The sequence below is a fragment of the Streptomyces sp. XH2 genome, from assembly GCF_049725035.1.
Taxonomy (GTDB): Bacteria; Actinomycetota; Actinomycetes; order Streptomycetales; family Streptomycetaceae; genus Streptomyces; species Streptomyces roseoverticillatus.
The window spans coordinates 164,449-187,138 of sequence record NZ_JBMMMZ010000007.1; the positions used below are offsets into that span (position 1 = coordinate 164,449).

The 22,690-nt window shown below is 71.9% G+C and carries 22 protein-coding genes and 1 tRNA gene; 13 read left to right on the forward strand and 10 right to left on the reverse strand.

The features are described from left to right. The first annotated feature begins 87 nt into the window (after positions 1-87). The 7 genes from ACOTKD_RS15930 to ACOTKD_RS15960 all read left to right on the forward strand — a co-directional run bounded on the left by ACOTKD_RS15930 (position 88) and on the right by ACOTKD_RS15960 (position 8,200). Positions 88-297: a hypothetical protein gene (locus ACOTKD_RS15930; protein WP_424889595.1), complete on the forward strand. Its 210-nt coding sequence runs from the start codon at positions 88-90 to the stop codon at positions 295-297. A gap of 100 nt (positions 298-397) precedes the next feature. Then, a complete protein-coding gene (gene lanM / locus ACOTKD_RS15935; RefSeq protein ID WP_424889596.1) occupies positions 398-3,226 on the forward strand; it encodes a type 2 lanthipeptide synthetase LanM in 2,829 nt (942 codons plus the stop codon). After that, complete coding sequence (locus tag ACOTKD_RS15940) at positions 3,226-5,376, forward strand: peptidase domain-containing ABC transporter (protein ID WP_424889597.1); 2,151 nt, start codon at positions 3,226-3,228, stop codon at positions 5,374-5,376. Before lanM ends, ACOTKD_RS15940 begins: the two co-directional genes overlap by 1 nt. Then, complete coding sequence (locus tag ACOTKD_RS15945; protein WP_424889598.1) at positions 5,373-5,588, forward strand: hypothetical protein; 216 nt, start codon at positions 5,373-5,375, stop codon at positions 5,586-5,588. The genes ACOTKD_RS15940 and ACOTKD_RS15945 overlap by 4 nt, the downstream gene beginning before the upstream one ends. Continuing rightward, entirely contained in the window at positions 5,585-7,174 is a 1,590-nt protein-coding gene (locus ACOTKD_RS15950) for an alpha/beta hydrolase (protein ID WP_424889599.1), read from the forward strand. Before ACOTKD_RS15945 ends, ACOTKD_RS15950 begins: the two co-directional genes overlap by 4 nt. A gap of 64 nt (positions 7,175-7,238) precedes the next feature. Further along, positions 7,239-8,009: a MerR family transcriptional regulator gene (locus tag ACOTKD_RS15955; RefSeq protein ID WP_424889600.1), complete on the forward strand. Its 771-nt coding sequence runs from the start codon at positions 7,239-7,241 to the stop codon at positions 8,007-8,009. Continuing rightward, on the forward strand, positions 8,006-8,200 hold the full coding sequence (locus ACOTKD_RS15960; RefSeq protein WP_424889601.1) for a hypothetical protein: 195 nt from the start codon (positions 8,006-8,008) through the stop codon (positions 8,198-8,200). The genes ACOTKD_RS15955 and ACOTKD_RS15960 overlap by 4 nt, the downstream gene beginning before the upstream one ends. A gap of 7 nt (positions 8,201-8,207) precedes the next feature. Here ACOTKD_RS15960 and ACOTKD_RS15965 read toward each other — a convergent pair whose 3' ends face one another. Both ACOTKD_RS15965 and ACOTKD_RS15970 read right to left on the reverse strand, forming a co-directional pair. Beyond that, on the reverse strand, positions 8,208-8,450 hold the full coding sequence (locus tag ACOTKD_RS15965) for a DUF6255 family natural product biosynthesis protein (RefSeq protein ID WP_424889841.1): 243 nt from the start codon (positions 8,448-8,450) through the stop codon (positions 8,208-8,210). Between the two features lie 2 nt (positions 8,451-8,452). Beyond that, positions 8,453-8,791, reverse strand: coding sequence for a hypothetical protein (locus tag ACOTKD_RS15970; protein ID WP_424889602.1), 339 nt, complete (start codon positions 8,789-8,791; stop codon positions 8,453-8,455). A gap of 155 nt (positions 8,792-8,946) precedes the next feature. Here ACOTKD_RS15970 and ACOTKD_RS15975 point away from each other — a divergent pair, with 155 nt between their 5' ends. From ACOTKD_RS15975 to ACOTKD_RS15985, 3 genes are all read left to right on the forward strand, one after another. After that, positions 8,947-9,810, forward strand: a complete 864-nt coding sequence (locus tag ACOTKD_RS15975; RefSeq protein WP_424889603.1) for a helix-turn-helix domain-containing protein — start codon at positions 8,947-8,949, stop codon at positions 9,808-9,810. Next, positions 9,807-10,211, forward strand: coding sequence for a DUF397 domain-containing protein (locus ACOTKD_RS15980; protein ID WP_424889604.1), 405 nt, complete (start codon positions 9,807-9,809; stop codon positions 10,209-10,211). The genes ACOTKD_RS15975 and ACOTKD_RS15980 overlap by 4 nt, the downstream gene beginning before the upstream one ends. 699 nt (positions 10,212-10,910) lie before the next feature. After that, a tRNA-Arg gene (locus tag ACOTKD_RS15985) sits at positions 10,911-10,983 on the forward strand. A 44-nt stretch (positions 10,984-11,027) separates the two neighbouring features. On the opposite strand, the gene ACOTKD_RS15990 is transcribed toward ACOTKD_RS15985, so the two are convergent. Continuing rightward, positions 11,028-12,236: a serine hydrolase domain-containing protein gene (locus tag ACOTKD_RS15990; protein WP_424889605.1), complete on the reverse strand. Its 1,209-nt coding sequence runs from the start codon at positions 12,234-12,236 to the stop codon at positions 11,028-11,030. Positions 12,237-12,383: 147 nt separating this feature from the next. On the opposite strand from ACOTKD_RS15990, the gene ACOTKD_RS15995 reads away from it, so the two are divergent. After that, positions 12,384-13,583 carry a winged helix DNA-binding domain-containing protein gene (locus tag ACOTKD_RS15995; RefSeq protein ID WP_424889606.1) on the forward strand — a complete coding sequence of 400 codons (1,200 nt, stop codon included), beginning with the start codon at positions 12,384-12,386 and terminating at the stop codon, positions 13,581-13,583. A 181-nt stretch (positions 13,584-13,764) separates the two neighbouring features. Here ACOTKD_RS15995 and ACOTKD_RS16000 read toward each other — a convergent pair whose 3' ends face one another. From ACOTKD_RS16000 to ACOTKD_RS16010, 3 genes are read right to left on the reverse strand one after another with little or no spacing between them, the layout of a single operon-like run. Continuing rightward, positions 13,765-14,556 (reverse strand): ABC transporter permease, encoded by a 792-nt coding sequence (locus ACOTKD_RS16000; protein WP_424889607.1) that lies wholly within the window; start codon positions 14,554-14,556, stop codon positions 13,765-13,767. Further along, on the reverse strand, positions 14,553-15,524 hold the full coding sequence (locus ACOTKD_RS16005) for an ATP-binding cassette domain-containing protein (protein WP_424889608.1): 972 nt from the start codon (positions 15,522-15,524) through the stop codon (positions 14,553-14,555). The genes ACOTKD_RS16000 and ACOTKD_RS16005 overlap by 4 nt, the downstream gene beginning before the upstream one ends. Positions 15,525-15,555: 31 nt before the next feature. Then, positions 15,556-16,221, reverse strand: a complete 666-nt coding sequence (locus ACOTKD_RS16010; protein ID WP_424889609.1) for a DUF4097 family beta strand repeat-containing protein — start codon at positions 16,219-16,221, stop codon at positions 15,556-15,558. Between the two features lie 226 nt (positions 16,222-16,447). Between ACOTKD_RS16010 and ACOTKD_RS16015 the strand changes: the two genes are divergently transcribed. Further along, entirely contained in the window at positions 16,448-17,188 is a 741-nt protein-coding gene (locus ACOTKD_RS16015; RefSeq protein ID WP_424889610.1) for a helix-turn-helix domain-containing protein, read from the forward strand. A gap of 127 nt (positions 17,189-17,315) precedes the next feature. Here ACOTKD_RS16015 and ACOTKD_RS16020 read toward each other — a convergent pair whose 3' ends face one another. From ACOTKD_RS16020 to ACOTKD_RS16030, 3 genes are all read right to left on the reverse strand, one after another. Beyond that, entirely contained in the window at positions 17,316-18,197 is an 882-nt protein-coding gene (locus tag ACOTKD_RS16020) for an AraC family transcriptional regulator (RefSeq protein WP_424889611.1), read from the reverse strand. 186 nt (positions 18,198-18,383) lie between these two features. After that, on the reverse strand, positions 18,384-18,809 hold the full coding sequence (locus tag ACOTKD_RS16025; protein WP_424889612.1) for a VOC family protein: 426 nt from the start codon (positions 18,807-18,809) through the stop codon (positions 18,384-18,386). 2 nt (positions 18,810-18,811) lie between these two features. Beyond that, complete coding sequence (locus ACOTKD_RS16030) at positions 18,812-20,347, reverse strand: MFS transporter (RefSeq protein ID WP_424889613.1); 1,536 nt, start codon at positions 20,345-20,347, stop codon at positions 18,812-18,814. 114 nt (positions 20,348-20,461) lie between these two features. Here ACOTKD_RS16030 and ACOTKD_RS16035 point away from each other — a divergent pair, with 114 nt between their 5' ends. After that, positions 20,462-21,154 carry a TetR/AcrR family transcriptional regulator gene (locus tag ACOTKD_RS16035; RefSeq protein ID WP_424889614.1) on the forward strand — a complete coding sequence of 231 codons (693 nt, stop codon included), beginning with the start codon at positions 20,462-20,464 and terminating at the stop codon, positions 21,152-21,154. Between the two features lie 142 nt (positions 21,155-21,296). Here ACOTKD_RS16035 and ACOTKD_RS16040 read toward each other — a convergent pair whose 3' ends face one another. Beyond that, positions 21,297-22,622 carry a M64 family metallopeptidase gene (locus ACOTKD_RS16040; protein ID WP_424889615.1) on the reverse strand — a complete coding sequence of 442 codons (1,326 nt, stop codon included), beginning with the start codon at positions 22,620-22,622 and terminating at the stop codon, positions 21,297-21,299. Positions 22,623-22,690: the final 68 nt, after the last annotated feature.

Here is a 22,690-nt window from a genome sequence, read left to right on the forward strand (position 1 = left end):
CGCCCGGCCCCCACATCCCGGCGCGGGCCGCCCATGGACTTCGCACCGCACAAGCGAGGCGAAACACCGAGAAGGAAGGAAGAAGACATGAGCGACATCCTCATGGACGCCACCACCGGCTTCATCTCCGAGGACGAGCTGGTCGAGATCGCCGTGGAGCCGAGCGAGCTCGCCGCCGGCGCCGCCGCCTCCAGCATCCTCTGCGGCGCCGGCATCACCACCGCGATCACCACCGCCAGCGCCGCGTTCGGTGGCGGCTGCCCGACCAGCGGCTGCACCTCGCGCTGCCACAACTAACCGTCGCTGAGCGGTACCCCTGGCACACCGGCCCCGGGACTCTCCCGGGGCCGGTACCGACGCAACGAGCAAACAGCGAGTGTCCATGATCATGGTGCAGTTGAGTGATGACGTCCTCGAGGAGCTGCTGCAGCAGTGCGTCGAGGCCAAGTCCGGCGAGTTCGGCGGCTTCTACCGCCCGGTCCTGGAGGATTGCGCGCAGCGGATCCGGCAGTGGGACCGGCCGTGGGAGGAGGACGCGGAGCACGCCGGTTTCGTCGATCTCCCCCGGGTTGCCGAGGGACTCCTGCACGCCGTCATGGACGACTGCTGCCGCACCGGCGTACGCACGCTCATCTCGGCCTTCCGCGCCCGCCGGGACGGCGCGGAGGGCACGGCGCCGGGCTACGCGGAGTTCCACGCGCGGGTGAGCGGCGAGCCGGGCCGGCAGGCGCTGCTGGACCGCTTCCCCGAACTGGAGCGGCTCCTGCGCCTGACCGCCGAGCGCCACGCGCGGCAGGTGGAGACGGTCCTGCACGCCGCCTGGCAGGACCGGCGGGAGCTGGCGGGCACCTTCGGCACGAGCGGGCGCATCGTCTCGCTCGTCCCCGGCCTCGGTGACTCCCACCGCGGCGGCGCGACCGTCTCCTCCGTGCGCTGGGAGAACGGCGTCACCGCGTTCTTCAAGCCGCAGCCGGAGAGCGCCCAGCCGCTCCTCGAAGCCCTGCGCTCCCTCGCGGACGAGGACGGGACCTTCTTCGGGCCGGTCGTCCCCAAGGCCGTCGTGCGGCCCGCGTACCTGTGGCACGAGTGCGTCCGGCACACCGGCATCGACGAGACCGCGGGCCCCGCCGCGTACTTCCGGCGGTTCGGCCGCTGGGCCGCGCTGCTCTCCCTGATCGGCGCCACCGACCTGCACCACGAGAACGTGATCGCCACGACCGGCGGCCCGGTCGTCATCGACACCGAGACGCTGGTGACCCTTCCCGGCCGGCCCCGTACGGGCGGCGCGGGCGCCCTGGTCCGCGACGCCGAGGCGTCGGTGCTCAACACGATGCTGTTCCCCAGCCGCTTCATCGGCGCGACCCTCGACGTCGACATGTCCGCCATCGGATGCGTCCGGCCGGGGGGTTCGCAGCGGCTGCAGGCGTACCGGGTGGTGGACGCGGGCAGCGACGACATCAGGTTCGCCCAGGGCCCGGCAACCGCCCAGCACGGCCCCAACATGGCCACCGTGCGCGGCGAGCAGGTGGACCCGCGGCTGTGGGCCGGCGAGGTCACGGCCGGCTTCGACGAGGCCCGCGAGCGGCTCCGGACGCACCGCGACGCCGTCGAGCGCCTGGTGGAGCGGCAGCCCGGCTGGTCGGTCCGCCAGGTGATCCGCCCGACCTACGTGTACGGCCGCTTCCTCGACGCGTCCACGCACCCGGCCTACCTGGGCAGCAGGGCGGCCCGGGAAGAGCTGTTCGCCAAGCTGCCCCGCCGCCACCGGGGCTTCGCCCCCACCGACGCGGAGACCGGGGACGCGCTGCTCCGCTCCGAGGTGGACCAGCTCCTCGACCTCGACGTGCCGCTCTACGACGTGGCGTGCGACTCCCGGAGCCTGCGGGGCGGCGGCGGTGAGCCGGTCACCACCGCTTCCGGGCGGACCGCCGACGTGGGCAGCACCCCGAGGGAGTCCGCCCTGCGGGCCGTCCGCGACTTCTTCGACCGTCCCCCGGGCCGCGACCTGACCTACATCGGCTACGCCCTCGGCAGCTCGGTGGACGACGTGTGGGAGCGGCGCGACGCGCCCGTACCCATCAGCGGGGCCCCCGCGCTCGGCGACCCGGAGGGCTGGCACGCGATGCTCGCGGACCTCGTCGTCAGCGAGGACGGCCAGCCGACGTGGCTGATGCCCAGCCTGGACGGGGACGGCCTGCGCCTGGGCGGCGTCAACGCCGCCCTGCACGAGGGCGGCGGGCTGCTGCTCTACCTCGCCGAGGCGGCACGCGCCCACGGGGCGCCCGTCACCGGCGCCGACGCCGGTGCCGCCTACGCGGCGGCGATGCCGCGGGAGCTTCCCGAGGCCGCGGGGCCGAGGGCGTACTCCCCGTTCACCGGCGCGCTCTCGTCCGTCGTCACCGGGCTGGAGCTGCTGCGCCGCGGCGCCGACCCGGCCCGCGTCGCCCTGCCGGTCATGCCCGCCGGGGACACCGACGTGCGCGGCCTGTCGCTGAAGGACTTCGACTACCTCAACGGTTTCGGCGGCTACCTCCTCTACCGCGCCGAGTACGCCGCCGGGGCACCCGGCGGTCTCCTGCCCGGTGCCCCGGACACCGGGCTGCTGCTCGACCGCCTCGTCGAGCTCGACGGCTCCCCCCGGGAGCACGAGGGCCCGCTGGGCCTGGCCCACGGCCGCTTCGGCCGCATCGCCGCGATGAGCGCGGCGGCGCTGCAGGGGGCGGACGGGAGCGGGCGGGTGCGCGAGCACCTGGACGCCTTCGCCTCGGCGTACCTGCGCCACCGGTGGCGGGACGAGGCCCTCCTGGACGCGGCGAGCGAGAGCGGCTGGTGCAAGGGGCACACCGGTGTCGCCTTCGCCGCCGCCAAGCTCCTGCGGGCCACCGGCCGTTCGGCCGAGGAGACCCGCGCCGCGCTCGCCCCCGAGGTGGAGCGGATCACCGGCGGGGGGCTCGGGCCCGACGTCAGCTTCTGCCACGGCGTCGCCGGCCGCCTGGCGGTGCTGTGCTGGCTCGCCGACCGCCTGTCCTGGCCGGAGCTGCGGAAGGAGGCCGCGGCGCTCAACGACGCGTTCCTCGACCGCTACGGCGACGGCGGCTGGAAGTTCGGCATCGGCTCCGTCACCGACCTGCCGTCCTTCCTCTACGGCCGCTCCGGCCTGTACTTCGCCCAACTGATGCTCAAGGACGCACGGGTCGAGCTGCCCCTGTGTCTGGGAGGGTGCTGATGCGCGTCCGCCGGGTCAAGGAAGTCCAGCAGTTCGCGCCCACGGAGTGCGCGCTGTGCTGCGTCGCGATGGTCCTGTCGGCCTACGGGTCGCACAACTCCGTCACGAAGCTGCGCCGCGAGCACGAGACCGGCCGGGACGGGCTGACCATCAAGGAGACCGCGGACATCCTGCGTGAGCACGGCATGCGGGTCCGTACGTTCCGCGCGGGGGTGAAGAGTCTGGCGAAGCTGACGTTCCCCCTCATCGTCTACTGGGACGACAGCCACCTGGTGGTGCTGGAGAAGATCACCGAGCGCCACGCGACCGTCGTCGACCCCTCCGGCGGCCGCCGGAAGTACCCGCTCGACGAATTCGCGGAGCACTTCTCCGGCCTGGCCATGGAGGCGACGCCGACCGCCTCCTACACGCCGGTCCGGCACCGTGAGCCGAGCGTGTGGGGGGAGTTCCTGCGCGCGCTGAGCGGCGCGAAGTGGCCTCTGGTCCACGCCTCCCTGATGTCCCTGCTGCTCTACGCGTTCACCATCTTCCTGCCCATGGGCATCGAGCACGCGATCAACAACTTCGCGCGGTACTTCGAGGACCTGTCGCTGCCGGTCGTGCTGGCGGTGCTCCTCGTGCCCATGCTCGCCTACCTCGGCATCCACCTCCTGAGATCGTTCTGCATCGCCTCGGTGATCCGCGGGCTGGGCGAGGTGATGATGGGCAGGACGTTCAGCACGCTGCTCGCCCTGCCCTACAAGTACTTCGCCAACCGCTCGCAGGGCGAGCTGATGTACCGCCTGTCGAGCATCGCCTCGGTGCGGGACCTGCTGTCCAGCCAGATGTCCGCGGTGCTGCTGGACCTGGGCAGCCTGGTCGTGGTGTTCACGTACGTCTTCCTGCGGTCCGTTCCGCTGGGCCTGATCGCGCTCGCGGTCTTCCTGTGCATGGTGACCGTCGCCGCCTTCGCGTACCGGCCCGTCCGCAAGGTGACCACGCACGAGATCAACGAGACCACCGAGTCCTCCTCCCGGCAGATGGAGGCGCTGTCGTCGATCGAGACGCTGAAGGTCTCGGGCATGACGGACTCCTTCTTCCAGGACTGGCAGCGCGTGTACGCCGGGGCGATGGACCGGACGCGGCAGCGGATCATCCTCCAGGGGATGGCCTCCAGCGCCCAGGCCGTGTTCCAGGTCTTCGGCCCGCTGCTGGTGCTGACGGCCGGCCTGTGGCTGACCTGGAAGCGCGAACTCGACCTGGGCACGGCCGTGGCCGTCCAGGCGCTGACCGCCACCAGCCTGGGCACGGTGACGTCGCTGTCCGGCGCGTTCTCGCAGCTCGTCATCGCGAACGCGCAGGTGTCCCGGGTCGGGGACATCCTCCACCAGCCCCCCTCCGACCCGGTCTTCGGCGACCGGGCGGCCGAGATCGGCGGTGCCGTCTCCCTGCGCGACGTGAGCTTCTCCTACCCGGGCGCCCGGACCCCGGCCCTGGACGGCGTCTCCTTCGACGTCCGGCCCGGCCAGAGCGTGGCGATCGTCGGCAGCTCGGGATCGGGCAAGAGCACGCTCGGCAAGCTCCTGATGGGCCTCTACCCGGCCGGGTCCGGCAGCATCGGCTTCGACCGCACGCCGATCAGCGAGATCAGCGCGGACGCGTTCTACCGGAGCGTCGCCTACGTTCCCCAGGACATCGTCCTCAGCAACCGCACGATCGCGGAGAACATCAGGTTCGGCGTCCCGGACGCGGACATGGACGCCGTGCGCGAGGCCGCGCGGCAGGCGCAGATCCACGAGGACATCGAGGCGATGCCGCTGGGCTACCACACCCAGATCCGGGAGATGGGCGGAAGCCTGTCCGGTGGCCAGCGCCAGCGGGTCGCCCTGGCGCGCGCCCTCGCCCGCAGCCCCAAGGTGCTCGTCCTCGACGAGGCCACCAGCGCCCTCGACACGGTGACCGAGTCCCGGATCGCCGACGCCCTCGGCGCCCTGAAGTGCACGCGCATCGTCATCGCCCACCGGCTGTCCACGATCATCAACGCGGATCTCATCGTGGTCCTGCAGCACGGGAAGGTCGTGCAGACCGGCCGGCACCACGAGCTGGTCGCCGTGGAGGGCCCGTACCAGGACCTGGTCCGCTCGCAGGTGAAGGTGCAGGCCGCCGTATGACGAACACGAAGGCCGGGAAGCCCGGAGAGCGGACCGTCCGGATCATGTGGGCGTCGCTGGCCGTTTGCCTCGTCGCCGCCGTCGCCGCTCCGTTCTTCGGCGACGGCCCGAAGGCGATCGCCGTTCCGGTCCTGGGGGCGGTCTCCATCGCGGTGAGCATCGCGTGGCTCCGGAAGAAGCAGGCACAGCAGCCGAGGGGGAACAACCCGTGAGACGTTCAGCAGCGCTCGGTGCCGCCGGCGCCCTGGTGACCGGCACGCTCATAGCCGGTGCCGGCACGGCCGGTGCGGCGGCCCCGTCCCTCGCCGGCCACCGGCAGGACGCGGTGGAGCGCGGCGTCCGCGCCGCCGCCGACCGGGCCGCCGAGGCGGGCGTCGACTGGCAGGACTGCCCCGCCGACTGGGGCCTTGCGGCTCCCGTCCAGTGCGGCTGGGTGAGCGTCCCGCTCGACTACGCCCGGCCCGGCGGCCGCACCATCAAGATCGCCGTCGACCGGGTCGCGCACACCGGCGGCAAGGACGAACGGCAGGGCGCCCTCGTCTACAACCCCGGCGGTCCCGGCGCCTCGGGACTGCTGTTCCCGATGCACGTCGTCGGCAAGACCCCGGTCTGGGCCAAGACCGCCAGGGCGTACGACTTCGTGGGCTTCGACCCGCGCGGCGTCGGCCGCTCGGCCCCCGTCTCCTGCCAGGCCCCGGAGGAGTTCGCCAAGGCCCCCAAGCCGGATCCCGTCCCGGGCAGCGAGGCGGACAAGCGGGCCCTGCGCAAGCGCGCCGAGGACTACGCCGCCGGCTGCTTCGAGCGCAGCGGCGACCTGCTCCCCCACCTGACCACCGCCGACACCGCCCGCGACCTCGACGTCATCCGCGCCGCGCTCGGCGAGAAGCGGCTCAACTACCTGGGCACCTCGTACGGCACCTACCTCGGCGCCGTCTACGCGACGCTGTTCCCCGGCCACGTGCGCCGGATGGTCGCCGACTCCGTCGTCAACCCCTCGCGCGACAAGATCTGGTACGGGGCGAACCTCGGCCAGGACGTGGCGTTCGAGCGGCGCTGGACGGACTGGAAGACGTGGGTCGCCGGGCACGACGCGGCCTACCACCTCGGCAGCACCGCCGCCGAGGTCCAGACCCGGTGGGAGAAGCTGCGCGCCGCGGCCGCGAAGAAGCCCATCGGCGGCACCGTCGGCCCCGCCGAGCTGACGGAGCTCTTCCAGAACGCCCCGTACTACGACTTCATGTGGGACCCGATCGCCGCCGTCTGGAGCGCCTACGCCGCGGGCAACGAGGCCCTCCTGGTCGCGGCGGCCGGCGCCGCGAACGCGGACGCCGTCGCCGCGGAGAACGCGAACGCCGCCTACACGGCCGTACAGTGCGCCGATGCCCCGTGGCCCACCGCGTGGCGGACGTGGGACCGCGACGCCACGCGCCTCCACCGGCAGGCCCCGTTCATGACGTGGTCCAACACGTGGAAGAACCTGCCGTGCGCCACCTGGCCGGCCGAGCGGCGGCCCACCGTCGAGGTCACGACCGGCAAGGGCCTGCCTCCCGTGCTGATCGTGCAGAGCGCGCGCGACGCCGCCGCCCCGTACGACGGCGCCGTCGAGCTCCACAAGCGGCTGAAGGGCTCCCGTCTGATCACCGAGCGGGACGCCGGCTCGCACGGCGTCACCGACCTGACCAACCCGTGCGTGAACGACCGCGTCGACGCCTACTTCCTCACGGGGCGGACCGACGACGCGGACGTGACGTGCGCCCCGCACGCGGCTCCGGAGCCGGCCGGGGCCGGCAGCCGGTAGCCGGTAGCCGGTGGCCGGTGACCGGGCTTGAACCTCACGCCGCGTGAGGCCGCATCGTGGTGCCATGAACGTTTCCGGCACCTGGAAGGTGGGGCAGCTCGCCGAAGCGAGCGGCCTCACCGTGCGCACACTGCACCACTGGGACACCATCGGCCTGCTCAGCCCCTCCCGGCGCACGCCGGGAGGGCACCGGGAGTACACCGAGGACGATCTCGCCCGCCTCTACCAGGTGCTCGCCCTGCGGAGCCTCGGGCTCGGCCTGGAAACCATCGCCACCTGCCTGGACGGCGGCGTCGATCCCGCCCGGCTCGTACGGGACCACCTGGCCGGCGTGGAAGCGGCCCTCGCGTCCCTCACGTCCCTGCGCGAACGCCTCCGGCGCCTGGACACCGAGCTCACCGCGGGCCGCGCCCCCGCGACCGCCGACCTCCTCGACGCCCTGCGCGCCACCGGCGCCACCGCCCCCGACCGCGCGCAGACCCTCCGGGACCGCCTCGGCGCCGACCAGCTGCGGCTCCTCCAGGACCGCGCCACCGCCGCGGGCCCCGCCGCGCACTACCTCCTGGAAGTCGAGTGGCCGGAGCTGTACCGCCGGGCCGACCGGCTCCGCACGACCGGAGTGCCGCCGACGGACCCCCGGGTGCGGCGGCTGGTGGCCCGCATGGACGAACTGGGCTCGCTCTTCTCCGGCGGCGACACCGCCACCTCCACGGCCGTACGGGGCGCCTGGCGCGACGCACCGCACGCCATGTCCGGCGAGCCGCCCGCCGCCACCGAGGGCTGGGGCGACCTGGCCGACTACCTGGACCTCGCCCGAGAAGGGGCCCCCGAATGACTTCCCGTCGCCCGCGCCGCACCGCCGCCGCCCTGATCCCGGCCCTCCCGACGCTCCTCACCCTGCCGCTCTGCGGCGCTCTGACAGCGGCCGGGCTCCTCCCGTGGAGCGTCCTCCTCTCCGTGCCGGTCGCGGTCGCCGTGCTCACGTTCACCCGGCTCAAGCGGGGGTCACTGACGCGCGGTCACTGATGCGCGGTCACTGATGCGCCGGTTGCCGCCACCACGGCCACGCCGTCCGGCGGGTGACGCGCGACATCTGCTGAGCGGCGGCGCGGTCCGCGGCGATCGCCGTGCGGCGGGGCGGTGTGAGCGCGCACGGGAGACCGGGCGGCCTGAGGGCGCCGTAGTCCGTGAAACGGACGGTCCCGCAGTCGCGGCAACGGACCTCGCCCCGGGTACGGGCCGACCAGCCTCCGCGGTGCGTGCAGGTTCTCAGCATGGTCACGCGCCCCCGCCCGCCATGTGCACCATGTACCAGTGACGGCGCAGGAGGACGAGGGCCTTCCCCGTCGTGCGCGGGTCGCCACCCTCGGCGGCTTCGTTGTAGGCGTCCCGCAACTGCGCGCACTCCGTGCACCCGTACATCCGCCGCGCAGCGGGCCACAACCCGGCGGCCTCCCGGTCCTCCCGGGTGGCGAGCCGCAACGAGGCGAACGGAGCCTCCCATTCGAGCCCGCCGCCGGGGCGGCGCAACGTCACGCGGCTTCCCGCCGCCCCGATCACCTGCGCGATCTTTCCCTCGCGGGTGTCCACCACGAACGCGCCGATCCGGTAGGTCATCGCCTCACTCCTCACTCAATGCCGTCTGATGACACGATGCGGGGCCACAGGATGAGGCACAAGCTTGCACCTCAAGCTTCATTCGAGTGGGTGAACGATGGCACACATCAGTGGAGTTGAGATCGGTAGAGTCGTCGCCGAGAGGCGGTGATCAGATGTCCGGCGCAACGCCCACTCTGCTGCGTCGACGGCTCGGGGCGATCCTGAAGACGATGCGGATGAGGGCAGGCCTCAACCTTGCGGACGCCGCGGAGCTGCTGGGCTTGTACGGGGCGCCGACGCTCAGCAAGATCGAGAACGGTAAGCAGCTTCCCGACTTGGAGAAGTACTTCACCGCGTACGGAGTTGAGGACGCAGCACAGATCGCGGAGACACGGAAGCTCGCCGAGCTCGCCTCAGTCAGCCGGCAGCAGGGCCTCTTCGTGCAGTACAAGGACGTGATCCGAGAACGCTTCGCCGACTTCCTCGAACTGGAACAGATCGCCGCCCGCGTCGACACCTACGCAGCGCTCATCCTCCCGGGCGTGCTGCAGACCTCGGACTACGCGTACTCGGTCATCAACGGCGGCAGCGTCTGGAAGACAACACGCGAAGCACGGGCCTTCGCGGAGCTGCGCATGAAGCGCCAGAAAGTCCTCGCCCCCGCGTCGGACAGGCGCCCTCTTCGACTCCGTTGCGTTCTCGACGAAGCCTGCCTGAGGCGCGAGGTGGGCGGCCCCGCGGTCCTTCGCAGTCAACTTGACCGCCTCGTCGACGTCTCCCGGCAGACGAATATTGAACTGAGGGTTATCCCGTTCAAGGCGGGCGCGCACACTGGGATCGAGGGCGCGTACACCGTCTTCCACTTCGATGTAGGCGACCCTGCCGTAGCGGTGGAAACGCTCACGAACTCCTTCTACGAGGAGGCAGACGGCCAAGTCGCGAAGTACGCCGTCGCATTCGATCACTTGCTGGCCCGTGCGCTGGATCCCGACGCCTCTCGCGACTTCATCGCCCGGATCGCCAAGGAGACACGGTGAGGTTCAGGAAGAGCAGCTACAGCGCCGGATCCGAGAGCTGTGTAGAGATCGCCCTACCGCAGCGGGAGCCGGTGAGGTTCAGGAAGAGCAGCTACAGCTCCGGCTCCGCCGAGACCTGCGTGGAGATCGCCCTGCCCCAAGGAGACCCGGTGAGGTTCAAGAAGAGCAGCTACAGCAACACTTCTGGTGAGACCTGTGTGGAGATCGCCCTACCCGAGGGCATACACATACACCCCGAACCCATACTCATACGCGACTCCAAACGGCCCGACGGGCCGACCCTCCGCGTCGCCGCCGAGCCGTATCGTTCCTTCACCCGCGCCCTGAGGCGCGGCACCCTCGGCGCGCCGCACGGCGATGGCCGAAAGGGTCGCGTACGGCTGGCGCGGCCGATACCGTAGGGGCTGGGCCCCCCTTCAGGCCATAGCAAGCGGCCCCCGCCACGGCCACTATCCGTGGACGAGGGCCAACCGCAGGTAGACGGCTTCCGGTCGTCAGTCCTCAGTAGCCGGAGGACTGACGACCACCGTCCAAATAGAAAGTGGCCCCCGCCACGGCCGGAATCCGTGGACGAGGGCCGACCGCAGGTAGACGGTTCCCGACCGTCAGTCCTCAGTTACTCGGAGGACTGGCGGTCACCGTCCAGCGGTCCCAGGTCGTCATCGCCTGGTGCACCACCTCCACAGCTCCCGGATCACAGCCGCGATCCGCTCGTGCAGAGGCTTCCTGCGGTGACGCCCCACTGGCGCCCCCCTTCTCGCATGCGGCCGAATACCGGCGACCGCACCGGAGGGAGCCCAGGCAGGGCACCCTGCGCGAGTGCCCCGATGACGGGACCTCTTAAAGGGGGGCGCGCTCGAAGCGCTGGCGACGACACTACACGCGATCAGAGGGCCCAACCTGCCGCTTGTCGCAAGGAGTTGGCGATCTCCGTCGCCGCTCAGCCCATCGCAGCCGCAGCATCATGATCCGTCGTACGGGATCTACGGCGGACGCCGTAGTGAGATCGTCACCGACGGTGGCGGTAAAAAGCACCCCTCCACGTCGGGTAATATTGTTCCCGCAACGCCGACGAGTGGTAGTCATCGCTCCGAAGCCGAGCGCTCGTAGCTTAACGGATAGAGCACTTGACTACGGATCAAGAGGTTGCAGGTTCGAATCCTGCCGAGCGCACACTTTCCTGAAAGGGCCGGACCGCCTAGGCGTCCGGCCCTTTCTCATTCCTGGGGGCCCGTCGAGAACGCCGCCCCCGCTATCCGCAGGATGTACGGCAGCTCGCTCGAACCCGGCGGGTTGTTGTAATTGAGCGAATACACCACCCGCCGCGACAGATCCCGCTTCGCGAAGAGCCCGTTGGTGTACCCCGGCTCGGAGCCCGTCTTGCCCCAGACGACCGTGCCGTCCGGCAGCGTGAACCGCATGAGGCCGATGCGGCTGAAGCAGGCCGCGCCCCGGTCCGCGGGGTCGGTCACGCTCGCGCAGTGGTGGTTGCCGGGGGCGTTGGGGACGTCCGGGAGGTCGAAGATCCGCTGCTGCTGCGACGGCGGGAGGAGCCGCCCGCCGAGGAGCGCGGTGATGAAGCGGTCCAGGTCCGCCGCGGTGGAGATCATGCCGCCCTCCGCCCAGGCGTACGGGCTCTGCTCGGTGACGTCGACGAGCGAACCGTCCACCGTGCGGTAGCCGTGCGCATGGGGTTCCGGCAGGGTGACGTCGGTGGCGGCCGGGACGTAGGTGTGGCGCAGGCCCAGGGGGCGGGTGATGCGGTTGCGGACCTCCTCCGCGTACGTGTGGCCGGTGACGCGCTCGATGATCAGCCCGGCCACGTGCGTGTTGATGCCGTTGTACTGCTGGGCCGTGCCCGCCGGGAAGACCGGGGTCTTCCCGGCCACGGCCGCCTTGACGATCTCCGTGGGGGTCCACGACCGGAAGCGGTTCTCGGCGAACCACTTGTTGGAGCCGTCCCCGTAGGTGAGCACCGAGGGGCCCGGCAGGCCGCTCGTGTGGTCGAGGAGCTGGCCGACCTTCACGTCCTGGAAGGCGTCGGGGAGCAGGCCGGGCACGTAGCGCCGGGCCGGCGCGTCCAGGTCGACCCGGTGCTCGGCGGCGAGCTGGAGCATCACCGTGCCGGTGAAGAGCTTGGTGATGCTGCCGATGCGGAAGGAGGAGTCCGAGCGGACGGACGCGCCGGTCGCCTTGTCCGCCGCCCCGGACGTGCCCCACCAGTGGCCGCCGGGGCCGGCGACGCGGACCAGCGCTCCGTTCACATCCGCGTTCGGGAAGCCGGCGATCGACTCCTCCAGCGCCTTCTTGTCCGGCCTCGGCGCCGCGGCGCCGGCCGTCGTGGCCGTCCCTGCCGCGAGTGCGGCGGCCAGCGCCACCGCCAGCAAGGCGCCGCGGCCGGGGGTCTTCCTCTTGGTCTGCTCCATGCCCGCAAGCCTTCCGAACCAAGATCATCTCTACATCGGGCATCGCCCCGACCCGCCCCCTACGCAGCCCCGACCCCGCTTCGGGGATGTCCCGTACACGAGCCCGGAGGACGGATTCCGTCCTATATCCCCTCTACCCTCGCCCCCATGACCCGCAGCCGTCTCAGCGCCGCCCCCCGCATCTCCGACGACCAGCGCCGTGCCCGCCTCGCCCGGCGCCACCTCCTCCACCCCGCCCACCGGGCCGGTACCACCGAGGAGGTCGCGGACGCCCTGGCCGGGCTGCACGCCACCGACGCCGCGACCGTCTACCTCTCCGCCTGCGCACGGCTGGCCGAGCCCTCCCCCGGCGACGTCGACCGGGCGCTGTACGAGGACGTGTCCCTCGTCAAACTGCTGTCCATGCGGCGCACCCTCTTCGCCGTCACCACGGACCTCGCCCCGTACGTGAGCTCCTCCACCGCCCGCGCCATCGCGCTGCGCGAGCGGGCGACGCTCCTCAAGCACCTGCGCGAGAACGCCGAGGGTCACGCCCCCTGGGACGAGCAGCGCCTCGCCCGCACCGAGCGGGAGGTCCTGGACGCGCTGGCCGCGCGCGGCGAAGCCACCACCGCCGAGATCAGCAAGGACGTGCCGGCCCTGCGCGAGACGCTCCTGATGTCGCCGGGCAAGGCCTACGAGAGCCGGCAGAGCGTCGGCAGCAGGGTGCTGCGGCTGCTCGCCGCGGACGGGCACCTGCGCCGGGCGCGGCCGCGCGGCTCGTGGACCAGCAGCCTCTACCCGTGGGCGCTCGTCCCGCAGATCCCGGACATCGACGTGCGCGAGGCGAAGGCCGAGCTCGCGCGGCGCTGGCTCGCCGCGTACGGGCCGGCCACGGAGGCCGACCTGAAGTGGTGGACGGGCTGGACCCTCGGCGACACGCGCCGGGCGCTGGCGGACATCAGCGCGTGCGAGGCGGAGCTGTCGGGAGGGGAGACCGCCCACGTCCTGGCCGGTGACCTGGACGACGACCCCGATCCCACCCCCTGGGCCGCGCTCCTCCCCGGCCTCGACCCGACCGCGATGGGCTGGCGCGGCCGCGACTGGTACCTCTCCCCCGACCACGTCCCCGCGCTCTTCGACCGCGCCGGCAACGCAGGCCCCACGGTGTGGTGGAACGGCCGCGTCGTCGGCGGCTGGGCCCAGCGGGCGAACGGCGAGATCGCCTGGCGGTTGCTGACGGACGCGGGCGCGGAGGCGGAGGCGGCGATCGCCGCGGAGGCCGCGCGGTTGTCGGCGTGGCTGGGCACCGTACGCGTCACCCCGCGCTTCCGCACCCCCTTGGAGAGGGAACTGGCGGCGGGGTGAGGGCTGCCCGGCCCGGCGGGTGGCCGTGAACGCCGACAGGGCGGCGTACGCCGACGCGGTGTCGGTGTGCGCCGCCCTGGGGCGGGATGGTCACAAGCGGGACGGTCACGGGCCGGATGGCCGCGGGCCGGATGGCCGCGGGCCGGATGGTCACGGGCAACGGTCCGCGTGCTCATGAGGGTTACTTCGATTCGCGGTTGAACACCGACTTCGACCACAGGTAGCCCAGGACGGTCAGCGCCAGGCACCAGCCGACCGCGAGCCATCCGTTGTTGCCGATCTCGGTGCCGAGCAGCAGGCCGCGCAGGGTCTCGATGGCCGGCGTGAACGGCTGGTACTCGGCGATCGGCTGGAACCAGCCCGGCATCGCGTCGACCGGGACGAAGGCGCTGGAGATGAGCGGCAGGAAGATCAGGGGCATCGCGTTGTTGCTGGCCGCCTCGGCGTTCGGGCTGACCATGCCCATCCCGACCGCGATCCAGGTGAGCGCCAGGGCGAACAGCGTGAGCAGCCCGAACGCCGCGATCCACTCCAGGGCCGTGGCCCCCGTGGACCGGAAGCCGATGGCCACGCCGACGGCACCGACGAGGAGCACGCTCATGATCGCCTGCAGCACGCTGCCGACGACGTGCCCGACGAGGACGGACCCGCGGTGGATGGCCATCGTGCGGAAGCGGGCGATGATGCCCTCGGTCATGTCGTTGGAGACGGACACCGCGGTGCCGATCGTGGTGCTGCCGACGGTCATCAGCAGCAGGCCCGGCACGAGGTAGGCGATGTAGCCGGAGCGGCCGGCGCCGCCGCCGGCGATGCCCGCGCTCATCACGTCACCGAAGACGTAGACGAACAGCAGCAGCAACATCACCGGGGTGAGCAGCAGGTTCAGGGTGAGGGACGGATAGCGCCGGGCGTGCAGCAGGTTGCGGCGCAGCATCGTGGACGAGTCGCGCACGGCGAGGGACAGGGAGCTCATCGGACAGCCTCCTCGGGCTGGTTCGGCCGGTTCGGCCGGTTCGGCTGGTTGGAGCCGGTCAGGGCGAAGAACACGTCGTCGAGGTCGGGGGTGTGCACGGTGAGTTCGTCGGCCTCGATGCCGGCGGCGTCCAGCCAGTCGAGGATGGAGCGCAGTTCGCGCTGGCTGCCGTCGCTGGGGATCTGCAGCGACAGCGCCTCGTCGTCCCCGGTGACTTCGCGCAGCGCGAGGGCGGCGGCCTGGTACGCGGCCGGGTCGGTGAAGCGGAGCCGGACGTGTCCGCCGGGGATGAGCCGCTTCAGCTCCTCGGCGGTGCCCTCGGCGGCGATCTTGCCGTTGTTGAGCACGGCGATGCGGTCGGCGAGTTCGTCGGCCTCGTCCAGGTACTGCGTGGTGAGGAAGACGGTGACGCCGTCGGAGACGAGCTCGCGGATGATCTGCCACATGTTGTGGCGGCTGCGCGGGTCGAGGCCCGTCGTCGGCTCGTCGAGGAAGATGATCCGTGGGTCGCCGACCAGGGTCATCGCGATGTCGAGGCGGCGCTTCATGCCGCCGGAGTAGGTGGACGCGGGCTTCTTCGCGGCCTCGGTGAGGTCGAACCGCTCCAGCAGCCCGGCGGCGACCCGCCGGCCCTCGCGCTTGGACAGGTGGTGCAGGTCCGCCATGAGGAGCATGTTCTCCTCGCCGGTGATCAGCCCGTCGACGGCGGAGAACTGCCCGGTGACGCCGATCGCGGCGCGGACCGCCTGCGGGTCGCCGGCCAGGTCGTGGCCGGCGACGCGGATCGCGCCGGCATCGGCGCCGATCAGGGTGGAGAGGATCTTGACGGCGGTGGTCTTGCCGGCGCCGTTCGGGCCGAGCAGGGAGAAGATCGTCCCTTGCGGGACGGCCAGGTCGACACCGTCGAGGACGGTCTTGTCGCCGTAGGACTTGCGCAGCCCGTTCGCCGCGATGGCCAGGTCGGTCACGAGGGGTGCTCCTTGTTTACGGGCCGCGGGCTTACAGGCTGCGGGCGGTGATGTCGCCGTGGGAGGTGGTGGCGCGGATGTCGAGCTCGGTGGTGCCGTCGCTCTTGAGGGCGTTGGCGATGCGGCCGTAGCCGGTGCCGGCGTCCAGGGAGGCGGAGACTCCGCGGGCGGCGCCGACCGAGATGTCGCCGGACTCGGTGCGGAGCACGACCGGGCCGCGCACGGCCTCGGTGATCCGGATGTCTCCCCTGGCGGTGCTGATCTCCGCGGGGCCGCCCAGCCGGCCGACCTCGACGTCGCCGTCGACCGCGGTGAGGCGGACGCTCGCGGCCTCCTCGATCTTGATCTCGCGGTACGCGCCGTCGAAGACGACGTCGCCGAGGCGGCCGGTGCTGCACAGCTCGACGCCGGCGGCCTCGGCCTCGACGCGGGAGCCGGCGGGCAGTTGGACGGTGATCTCCACGGATCCGGAGGGGCCGAAGTACTGGCCCTTCGCCGCCGGGGCCTCGATCCGCAGGACGCCGTCGGCGTAGGCGACCTCGATCTGCTCCGCCGCCTTCACGTCGCGGCTCTTGGAGGCGCTCGCGGGCAGGACCTCGACCGTGGTGTCGGCCCGGTCGGCGGCGACGATCCGGACGCGCCCCGCGGGGATGCCGAGGACGGCGGAGACCGGGGCGGGGGTGTCGAACTTCTGCATGGTGCGTTCCTTCGGCTCGGTGTTTCTGATGAGAGAAACGCTACGTTGCATTCACAGATCTGACAACGACTCCGTTGCGCGGAATCCTCATTTATGCAGCTCAGAGCAGTAAAATCGTTGCAACAGCTTGAAAGGCAACGCAACAACCCCCCTCCATCCCGTTGCAATGAATTGAAGGTGAACGCTATCCTGGACACATCACGGACCACGTACGAAGGAGACCGCGATGCCGGGAGGCAGACTCACCCAGCAGGAACGCCAGCAGATCGCGCTGGGGCTGGCCGACGGGCTCGCCTACGCCGAGATCGCCCGGCGCCTCGACCGCCCGACCTCGACGGTCACGCGCGAGGTGATGCGCAACGGCGGCCCCACCGGCTACCGCGCCGACCTGGCCCACCGCGCCACCGAACGCCGCGCTCGCCGCCGGCAGGCCGCACCCCAAGGCGCGGAGGCGCCCCCGCAGGCCTACGGGCGCGACGCCGAGGCGGTGCGCGAGTACGAGGAGACGCTCACCACCGTCATGATGCAGTCGGGCACGCCGAAGATGATGGCCCGGGTGCTGGCCTGCCTGTGCATCAGCGACTCGGGCAGCCTCACCGCGGCCGAGCTCGTCCAGCGCCTCCAGGTCAGCCCGGCGTCCATCTCCAAGGCGGTCGCGTTCCTCGACGAACAGGGCCTCATCCGCCGGGAACGCAATGAACGCCGCCGCGAGCGCTACGTCGTCGACGACGACGTCTGGTACCAGTCCATGATGGCCAGCGCCCGCAGCACCGCCCAGGTCGCCGAAACCGCACGGCAGGGCGTCGGCATCCTCGGCCGCGACACCCCGGCCGCCGCCCGCCTGGAGAACATCGCCCGCTTCCTCGACTTCGTCTCCGAAAGCGTCACCCGCGCCGCGGACCAGGCCCGCGAAGTCCTCCACACGAAACCCGTAACGACCACGGGCAGCGCTGAACAGAAGCTCTGAACAAAAGCTCTGAACAGAACTGCACCCCGACGATGCCGGGAGTCGGCAACGTCGGGGTGCAGGTCAGGTCATGCGCTCAGGCCGTCACCCGGTTCAGGTTTTCACCCGGCTCAGACCGTCGCTCGGCTCAGGACGTCACCCGCTCCACAGGTATCCACAGCTCCGCATCCGCCTGTGCCTCCGCGTCCGCCGTGCCCTCGGTGAAGCGGACGCGCAGGATCTCGGGGCCCGGCCTGCTGCGGTACGGGTTGGACGGGAACCACTGGGTGAAGACGTCCCGCCACAGGTACTGGAGGGCCTTCGGGAACGGGCCGGAATTCTCGAAGACCGCCCATGCGCCCGCCGGGACCGTCAGGGCGTCCAGATCCTCCGGTACGGCGGCGGAACCGGTCACCACGCCGTGGTAGTAGTCGAATTCGGTGCCCTCGGCGCGGCTCGGGTCGAGGCCGTCGCTCACCGCGACGATCCCCTCCGGCTGCTGGTCGGACAGCTCGGAGATGCGACGGATCGTCTCCTGGCCGATGCCCCGGATGAATTCGGCGATCACCGGGTTCACCCCTTCGTGAATCAGGGGGGCGCGGACCTTCTTTCCGACCACACGGAACTCCGCCTTTTCCACAACCCGGTATTGCATGCTGCTGCTCCCTTCGACAACGAGACGGAAGGAGATCCGCGGCTGTGCGTGCAGTGAGGCGCCGTTCCGCCGTGCCTCGCCCGGTCCCACGCCGTGGACGGCGCGGAACGCACGCGCGAACGCCTCCCCCGAGCCGTAGCCGTAGCGCACCGCGATCTCCAGCAGCGTCCGCTCGCCGGCGAGCACTTCGGCGCCCGCCACGGTGAGCCGCCTGCGCCGGACGTACTCCGACAGCGGCATCCCCGCCAGTGCGGAGAACAGCCGGCGGAAGTGGTACTCCGACGTCATCGCGATCCGCGCCAGACCGGCCACGTCGATCTGCCGGTCGAGATGCGACTCGACGTGTTCCAGGGCCTCGTTCAGCCGGTCCAGCACTGCGGATCTCCTTCCCTTGCGTCCTCCACGTTAGGAAGGGCGCGTGCTCCCGGACCCGACATCCTGTGCCCGGTCCGGTCAGTTGCGATCGGACCGATCGGAGCTGATCGGAGCCGCCCGGGGGTGACCGGGGGCGATCAGGGCCGTTCGCGTCCGTCCGGTCTGCTGCAGCAGGCCCATGCTTCCCTATCCGGCCGTCACCACTCCCGACCGCACCGACGGCTCGTCCCCGTAGGGCGTCGTCATGAATTCGATGGCGCACGTGCCGCCCGGGTCGAGGACGTACACCCCGCGCCCGCCGTACTCGTCATTGATCTCGCCCTCCACCTTCAGCAGCGGATCGGCCCAGAACGGCACCTCCCGTTCCGCGATCCGGCCGAGTATCGCGTCGAACTCCTCGTCCGTGACGAGGAAGGCGATGTGGCTGCGGTTGATTCCGGCCGGGGCCACCAGGTCGTCGAGGAAGTCGATGCCGACGCCGTTCGCGCTGGTGACCTGGGTGAAGCGGCCCCATTCCAGCGGGGCGGGCGCGGCCATCAGCCAGGACAGGAACGCGCCCGTCTCCCGGCGGTCCTTGACGTGGACGATGAAGTGGTTCAGTTCGTTGGACACGTTCAGCCTTTCCTTGGAAACCGTTTGCCTTGTTGCTGGTCGGGGTCTCTTCCGCCGAGGTCCCGCAGCCGCGGCAGCGCCAGCGCTCCCGCCCCCGCAACCGCCGTGCACGCCGCGCCCACCAGCAGCGCCCTGCCGTATCCCGCCGCTCCCCCGCCCGCGTGCGCGGCCACCGTGCCGAGCATGGCCAGGCCGAGCGCGCCGCCCATCTGGCGGGACGTGTTGACGAGGCCGGAGGCCAGTCCCGCCTCGTGCGGCGCCGTGCCGCTCGTGGCGGCGGCCGTCACGGGCATCAGGGACAGGCCCGCGCCGAGGGTGGCCAGAACGAACGGGCCGAGCACGTCCGTCACGTAGTCCCCGCCCCCGTGGGCGCCGATGCGCGACATCCACAGGAACCCCGCCGTGCTGATCGTCATCCCCGTGAGGATGAGCGGGCGCGGGCCGGTGCGGGCGATGAGGCGGGTGGCGATCTGTGCGCCCGCGACGATGGCGGCCGAGCCGGGCAGGAAGCACAGCCCGGCGACGACGGCGCTCTCTCCGAGGACCTGCTGGAAGTACAGGGAGAGCATGAACCACATCGAGAACGCGGCCGCACCCATGCACAGCACCAGCAGGTTGGCGGTGGCGACCGTGCGGCGTCGCAGGGTCGCGAGCGGGACGAGCGGGTGAGCGGCCCGTCGCTCGACGGCCACGAACGCCGCGAGCAGCAGCACTCCCGCCACCAGCGAGCCCCACACCACCCACGCGCCCCACCCCCGCGTTCCGCTCGCGACGGTGCCGTGGACGAGGGCCGTCAGGCCCGCGGTCACGGACACCGCGCCCGGGAGGTCGAGGCGGCGCAGCCTTCCCGCAACACCGGCAGCACCGACCTCGGCACCAGCACCGGCACCGGCCGCCTCCGCAGCCGGTACGCAGATCACCGCCGCGGCCAGCAGCCCCGCCCCGATCGGCACGTTGACGAACAGCACCCACCGCCACCCGGCGTACTCCGTGAGCACTCCGCCGACGACGCCGCCCACCGCTCCTCCCGCCGCCATGACCGCGCTCCAGGCGCCCATGGCCCGCGTACGGGCGGCGGCTTCGGTGAAGGTGCGCATGATCAGCGTGAGGGTGGCGGGCGCGAGGACGGCGCCGCCGGCTCCCTGGACCGCGCGGGCGGCGATCAGCAGGGAGCCCTCGGAGGCGAAGCCGCCCGCGAGGGAGGCGAGCGTGAACGCCGTGACGCCGGCGAGGAAGGCGCGCCCGGTGCCGACGAGGTCGGCCGCCCGGCCGCCGAGGAGCAGCAGGCCGGCGAAGGCGAGGGTGTAGGCGTTGACGATCCACTGCTGGCCCGCCGCGCCCAGCCGGAGCTCGGCGCGCATGGCCGGGAGGGCCACGTTCATCACCGACACGTCGAGGATGACCATGAACTGGGCCGTGCAGGCGATCACGAGGATCGCGGTCGTGGCGCGTGCGGACGGCGGCCGGCCGGTCCGGGACCGGCCGGCCCCGCGTATGACGGGGCGGGGCTGGGGTGACGAGGGGTCGGCGGCTCGCATGGCAGTGACGTCCTCCGGCAGTGGGTGGACCGACAGCGGGCGACCTCGAAAGTAGAGGTGCTCCAAAAATGTAGCACCTCTATTTCTACTTGCCGGGCGGCTATCCTGGGATGCATGACCACGAGCTCGACGGCCACCGCGGCCGCCCCCGCCGCGCCCGCCTCCGGAATGCGCGGCCGCAAGCGCGAGCGGACCCGCCGCGCCATCGCCGACGCCGCGTTCCGCCTCTTCGCGGACGAGGGCTTCGACGCCGTGACGCTCACCCGGATCGCCGCCGCGGCGGACGTCGCCCCGGCCACCGTCTTCACGCACTACGCGTCGAAAGAGGACATCTTCTTCGGCCGCCGGCTGGAGTTCGAGCCGGGCATCGCCGAAGCCGTGCGCGGCGCGGCGACCGGCGCGGAGCTCGTCGAGCGGCTGCGCCGCGCCTGCACCGAGGCCTTCGGCACGATCCTGGCCGCGGACTCCCTCCCCCAGGCGCGCACGTTCTCCCGCATCCTGCTGGACAGCCCCTCCCTGCGCCGCAGTTACCTCCCGCTGGCCCGCGAGCGCCGTGACCAGCTCCTGGCCGTCCTGCTGGAGCGGGCGGGCGAGCGCGCCGCGGACGCGGAGGTACGGGACGAGCTGGAGACGTTCGCCTCCCTGGCCGGCGCGGTGCGGGAGCTGGGTTTCGACGCGTTGCACGCTGCGCTGGCTTCGGGGGAGCCGGCGGGGCGCGTTCGCGAGGCGGCCGTCGCCGCGCTCGGGCGCGGCTACGACCGCCTCGTGCGTGCGTATGGGGACGCGCCGTTCCTGGACGCCGGCTGACACAGCGGTGGCCGGCTGCGGGCCGTCCGGTGGCTGGTCGCGCCCACGCGGCGGAGCCGCAGATCGATACGGCCCCGCGCCCCTTACGGGGCGCGTGCCGCCGCGGACTTCATACCAGCGCGTCAGGCTGCGGGCCGGGCGCTCAGCGCGTCACCCTCCACACCAGCGATCCCTTCAGCCGTCCCCTCAGCTCCGGGTCGAGGACGGCGTCCGTGCGGTCCACCGCCCGTGCCGTCAGGGTGTGCGGCCGGCCGTCCGCCGGCACGCCGAGCGCGCGCGGGACGACCTCGGTCCGGCCGCGGGCGGTCACGGCCTCCAGCCCGTCCACGTACCAGCGCAGGGTGACCGTGGGCGCGGCGAGCCGGACGGTGACGCGCTCACGGCGCGAGACCGTCCCGTACGGACCGGTCTCGCTGCTCAGCACGCTCGCGTGGCGGTAGAAGCCCGCGATCATCGCCTCGCGTCCGGGAAGGTTGAACTCGTGGCCCAGGGTGCGCATGATCGAGTTCTCGGTGGGGCGGTAGAGGCCCTTGGGGTAGTAGCCGCCTCCCTCGTAGGAGCCGACGGTGCCGCCGTCCGGCGAGGTCCGGCCGAGCCAGCGGTACCACTTCTGCCGCTGCTCCGCCTGCTTCCCGGCGTCCAGCGTGCTGATGTTGACGTCGCGCGGCTCCGCGCCGGTGTACGTGCCGTACTCGTCGTACTGGTACTCGTCGGCGAGCTTGCCGAGCGAGTGCCCGGTCTCGTGGACGGCGACCTGGTCGGACTTCGGGTGGTCCGACGACGCCGTGGCGACGCCGTCGTAACCGACCTGCGAGACGACGTCGTTGTAGCCCGCGCCGCCGTACTTGGCGGAGTTGGAGAGGACGACGACGAGGTCGGCGGCCGGAGCCTTCGCCGCGTACGACTCGACGCGCGCGGTGTCGACGCACAGCAGCCGCTCGATGTCGTCGCAGAAGAAGTACGAGCGCAGGGCCGTGTCCTTCGTGACGCCCTTGGCGGGGTCGTTGGTGATGCCGGACTCGCGCGAGACCGCGTCGACCGCCCACACGTTGAAGAGGTTCTTGTAGGACGCGTACGGCTCGACGGCCGACATCTTCGCCCACTTGGCGCGCAGGGCGGTGTGGAAGTCGCCCTGCTGGCCGGCGGTGTAGCCGTCGCCGATGAAGACGATGTCGAGCTTGGAGCCGACCGGGCCGTTGGTGACGATCGGGGTGACGTCGCCGTCGCCCTTCGCGGAGGGGCGCAGCGGGCGGGGCAGGGCCGGGGACGCGGGGATGGTGGTGTGGCGGGGGTGGCCGTCGGGGCCGGTGAAGTATTCGACGTCCTGGGTGCGTTGGGCTCCTTGGGCGCTTTGGGCACCTTCAGCGCCTTGGGCACGGTCGGGGCTCGCGGCCGTGGCGGGCGCCGTGGCGGCCAGTGCCGCTGCGAGCGCCAGCCCGCCGGCCGCGAGGGATATTCGTCGTCTCATAGGGGGCCTCCCGGGCTCCGCCGCCACCGGTCGCGTGCCAAGTGGCGGATTAAGTAGCGGGTCAAGTC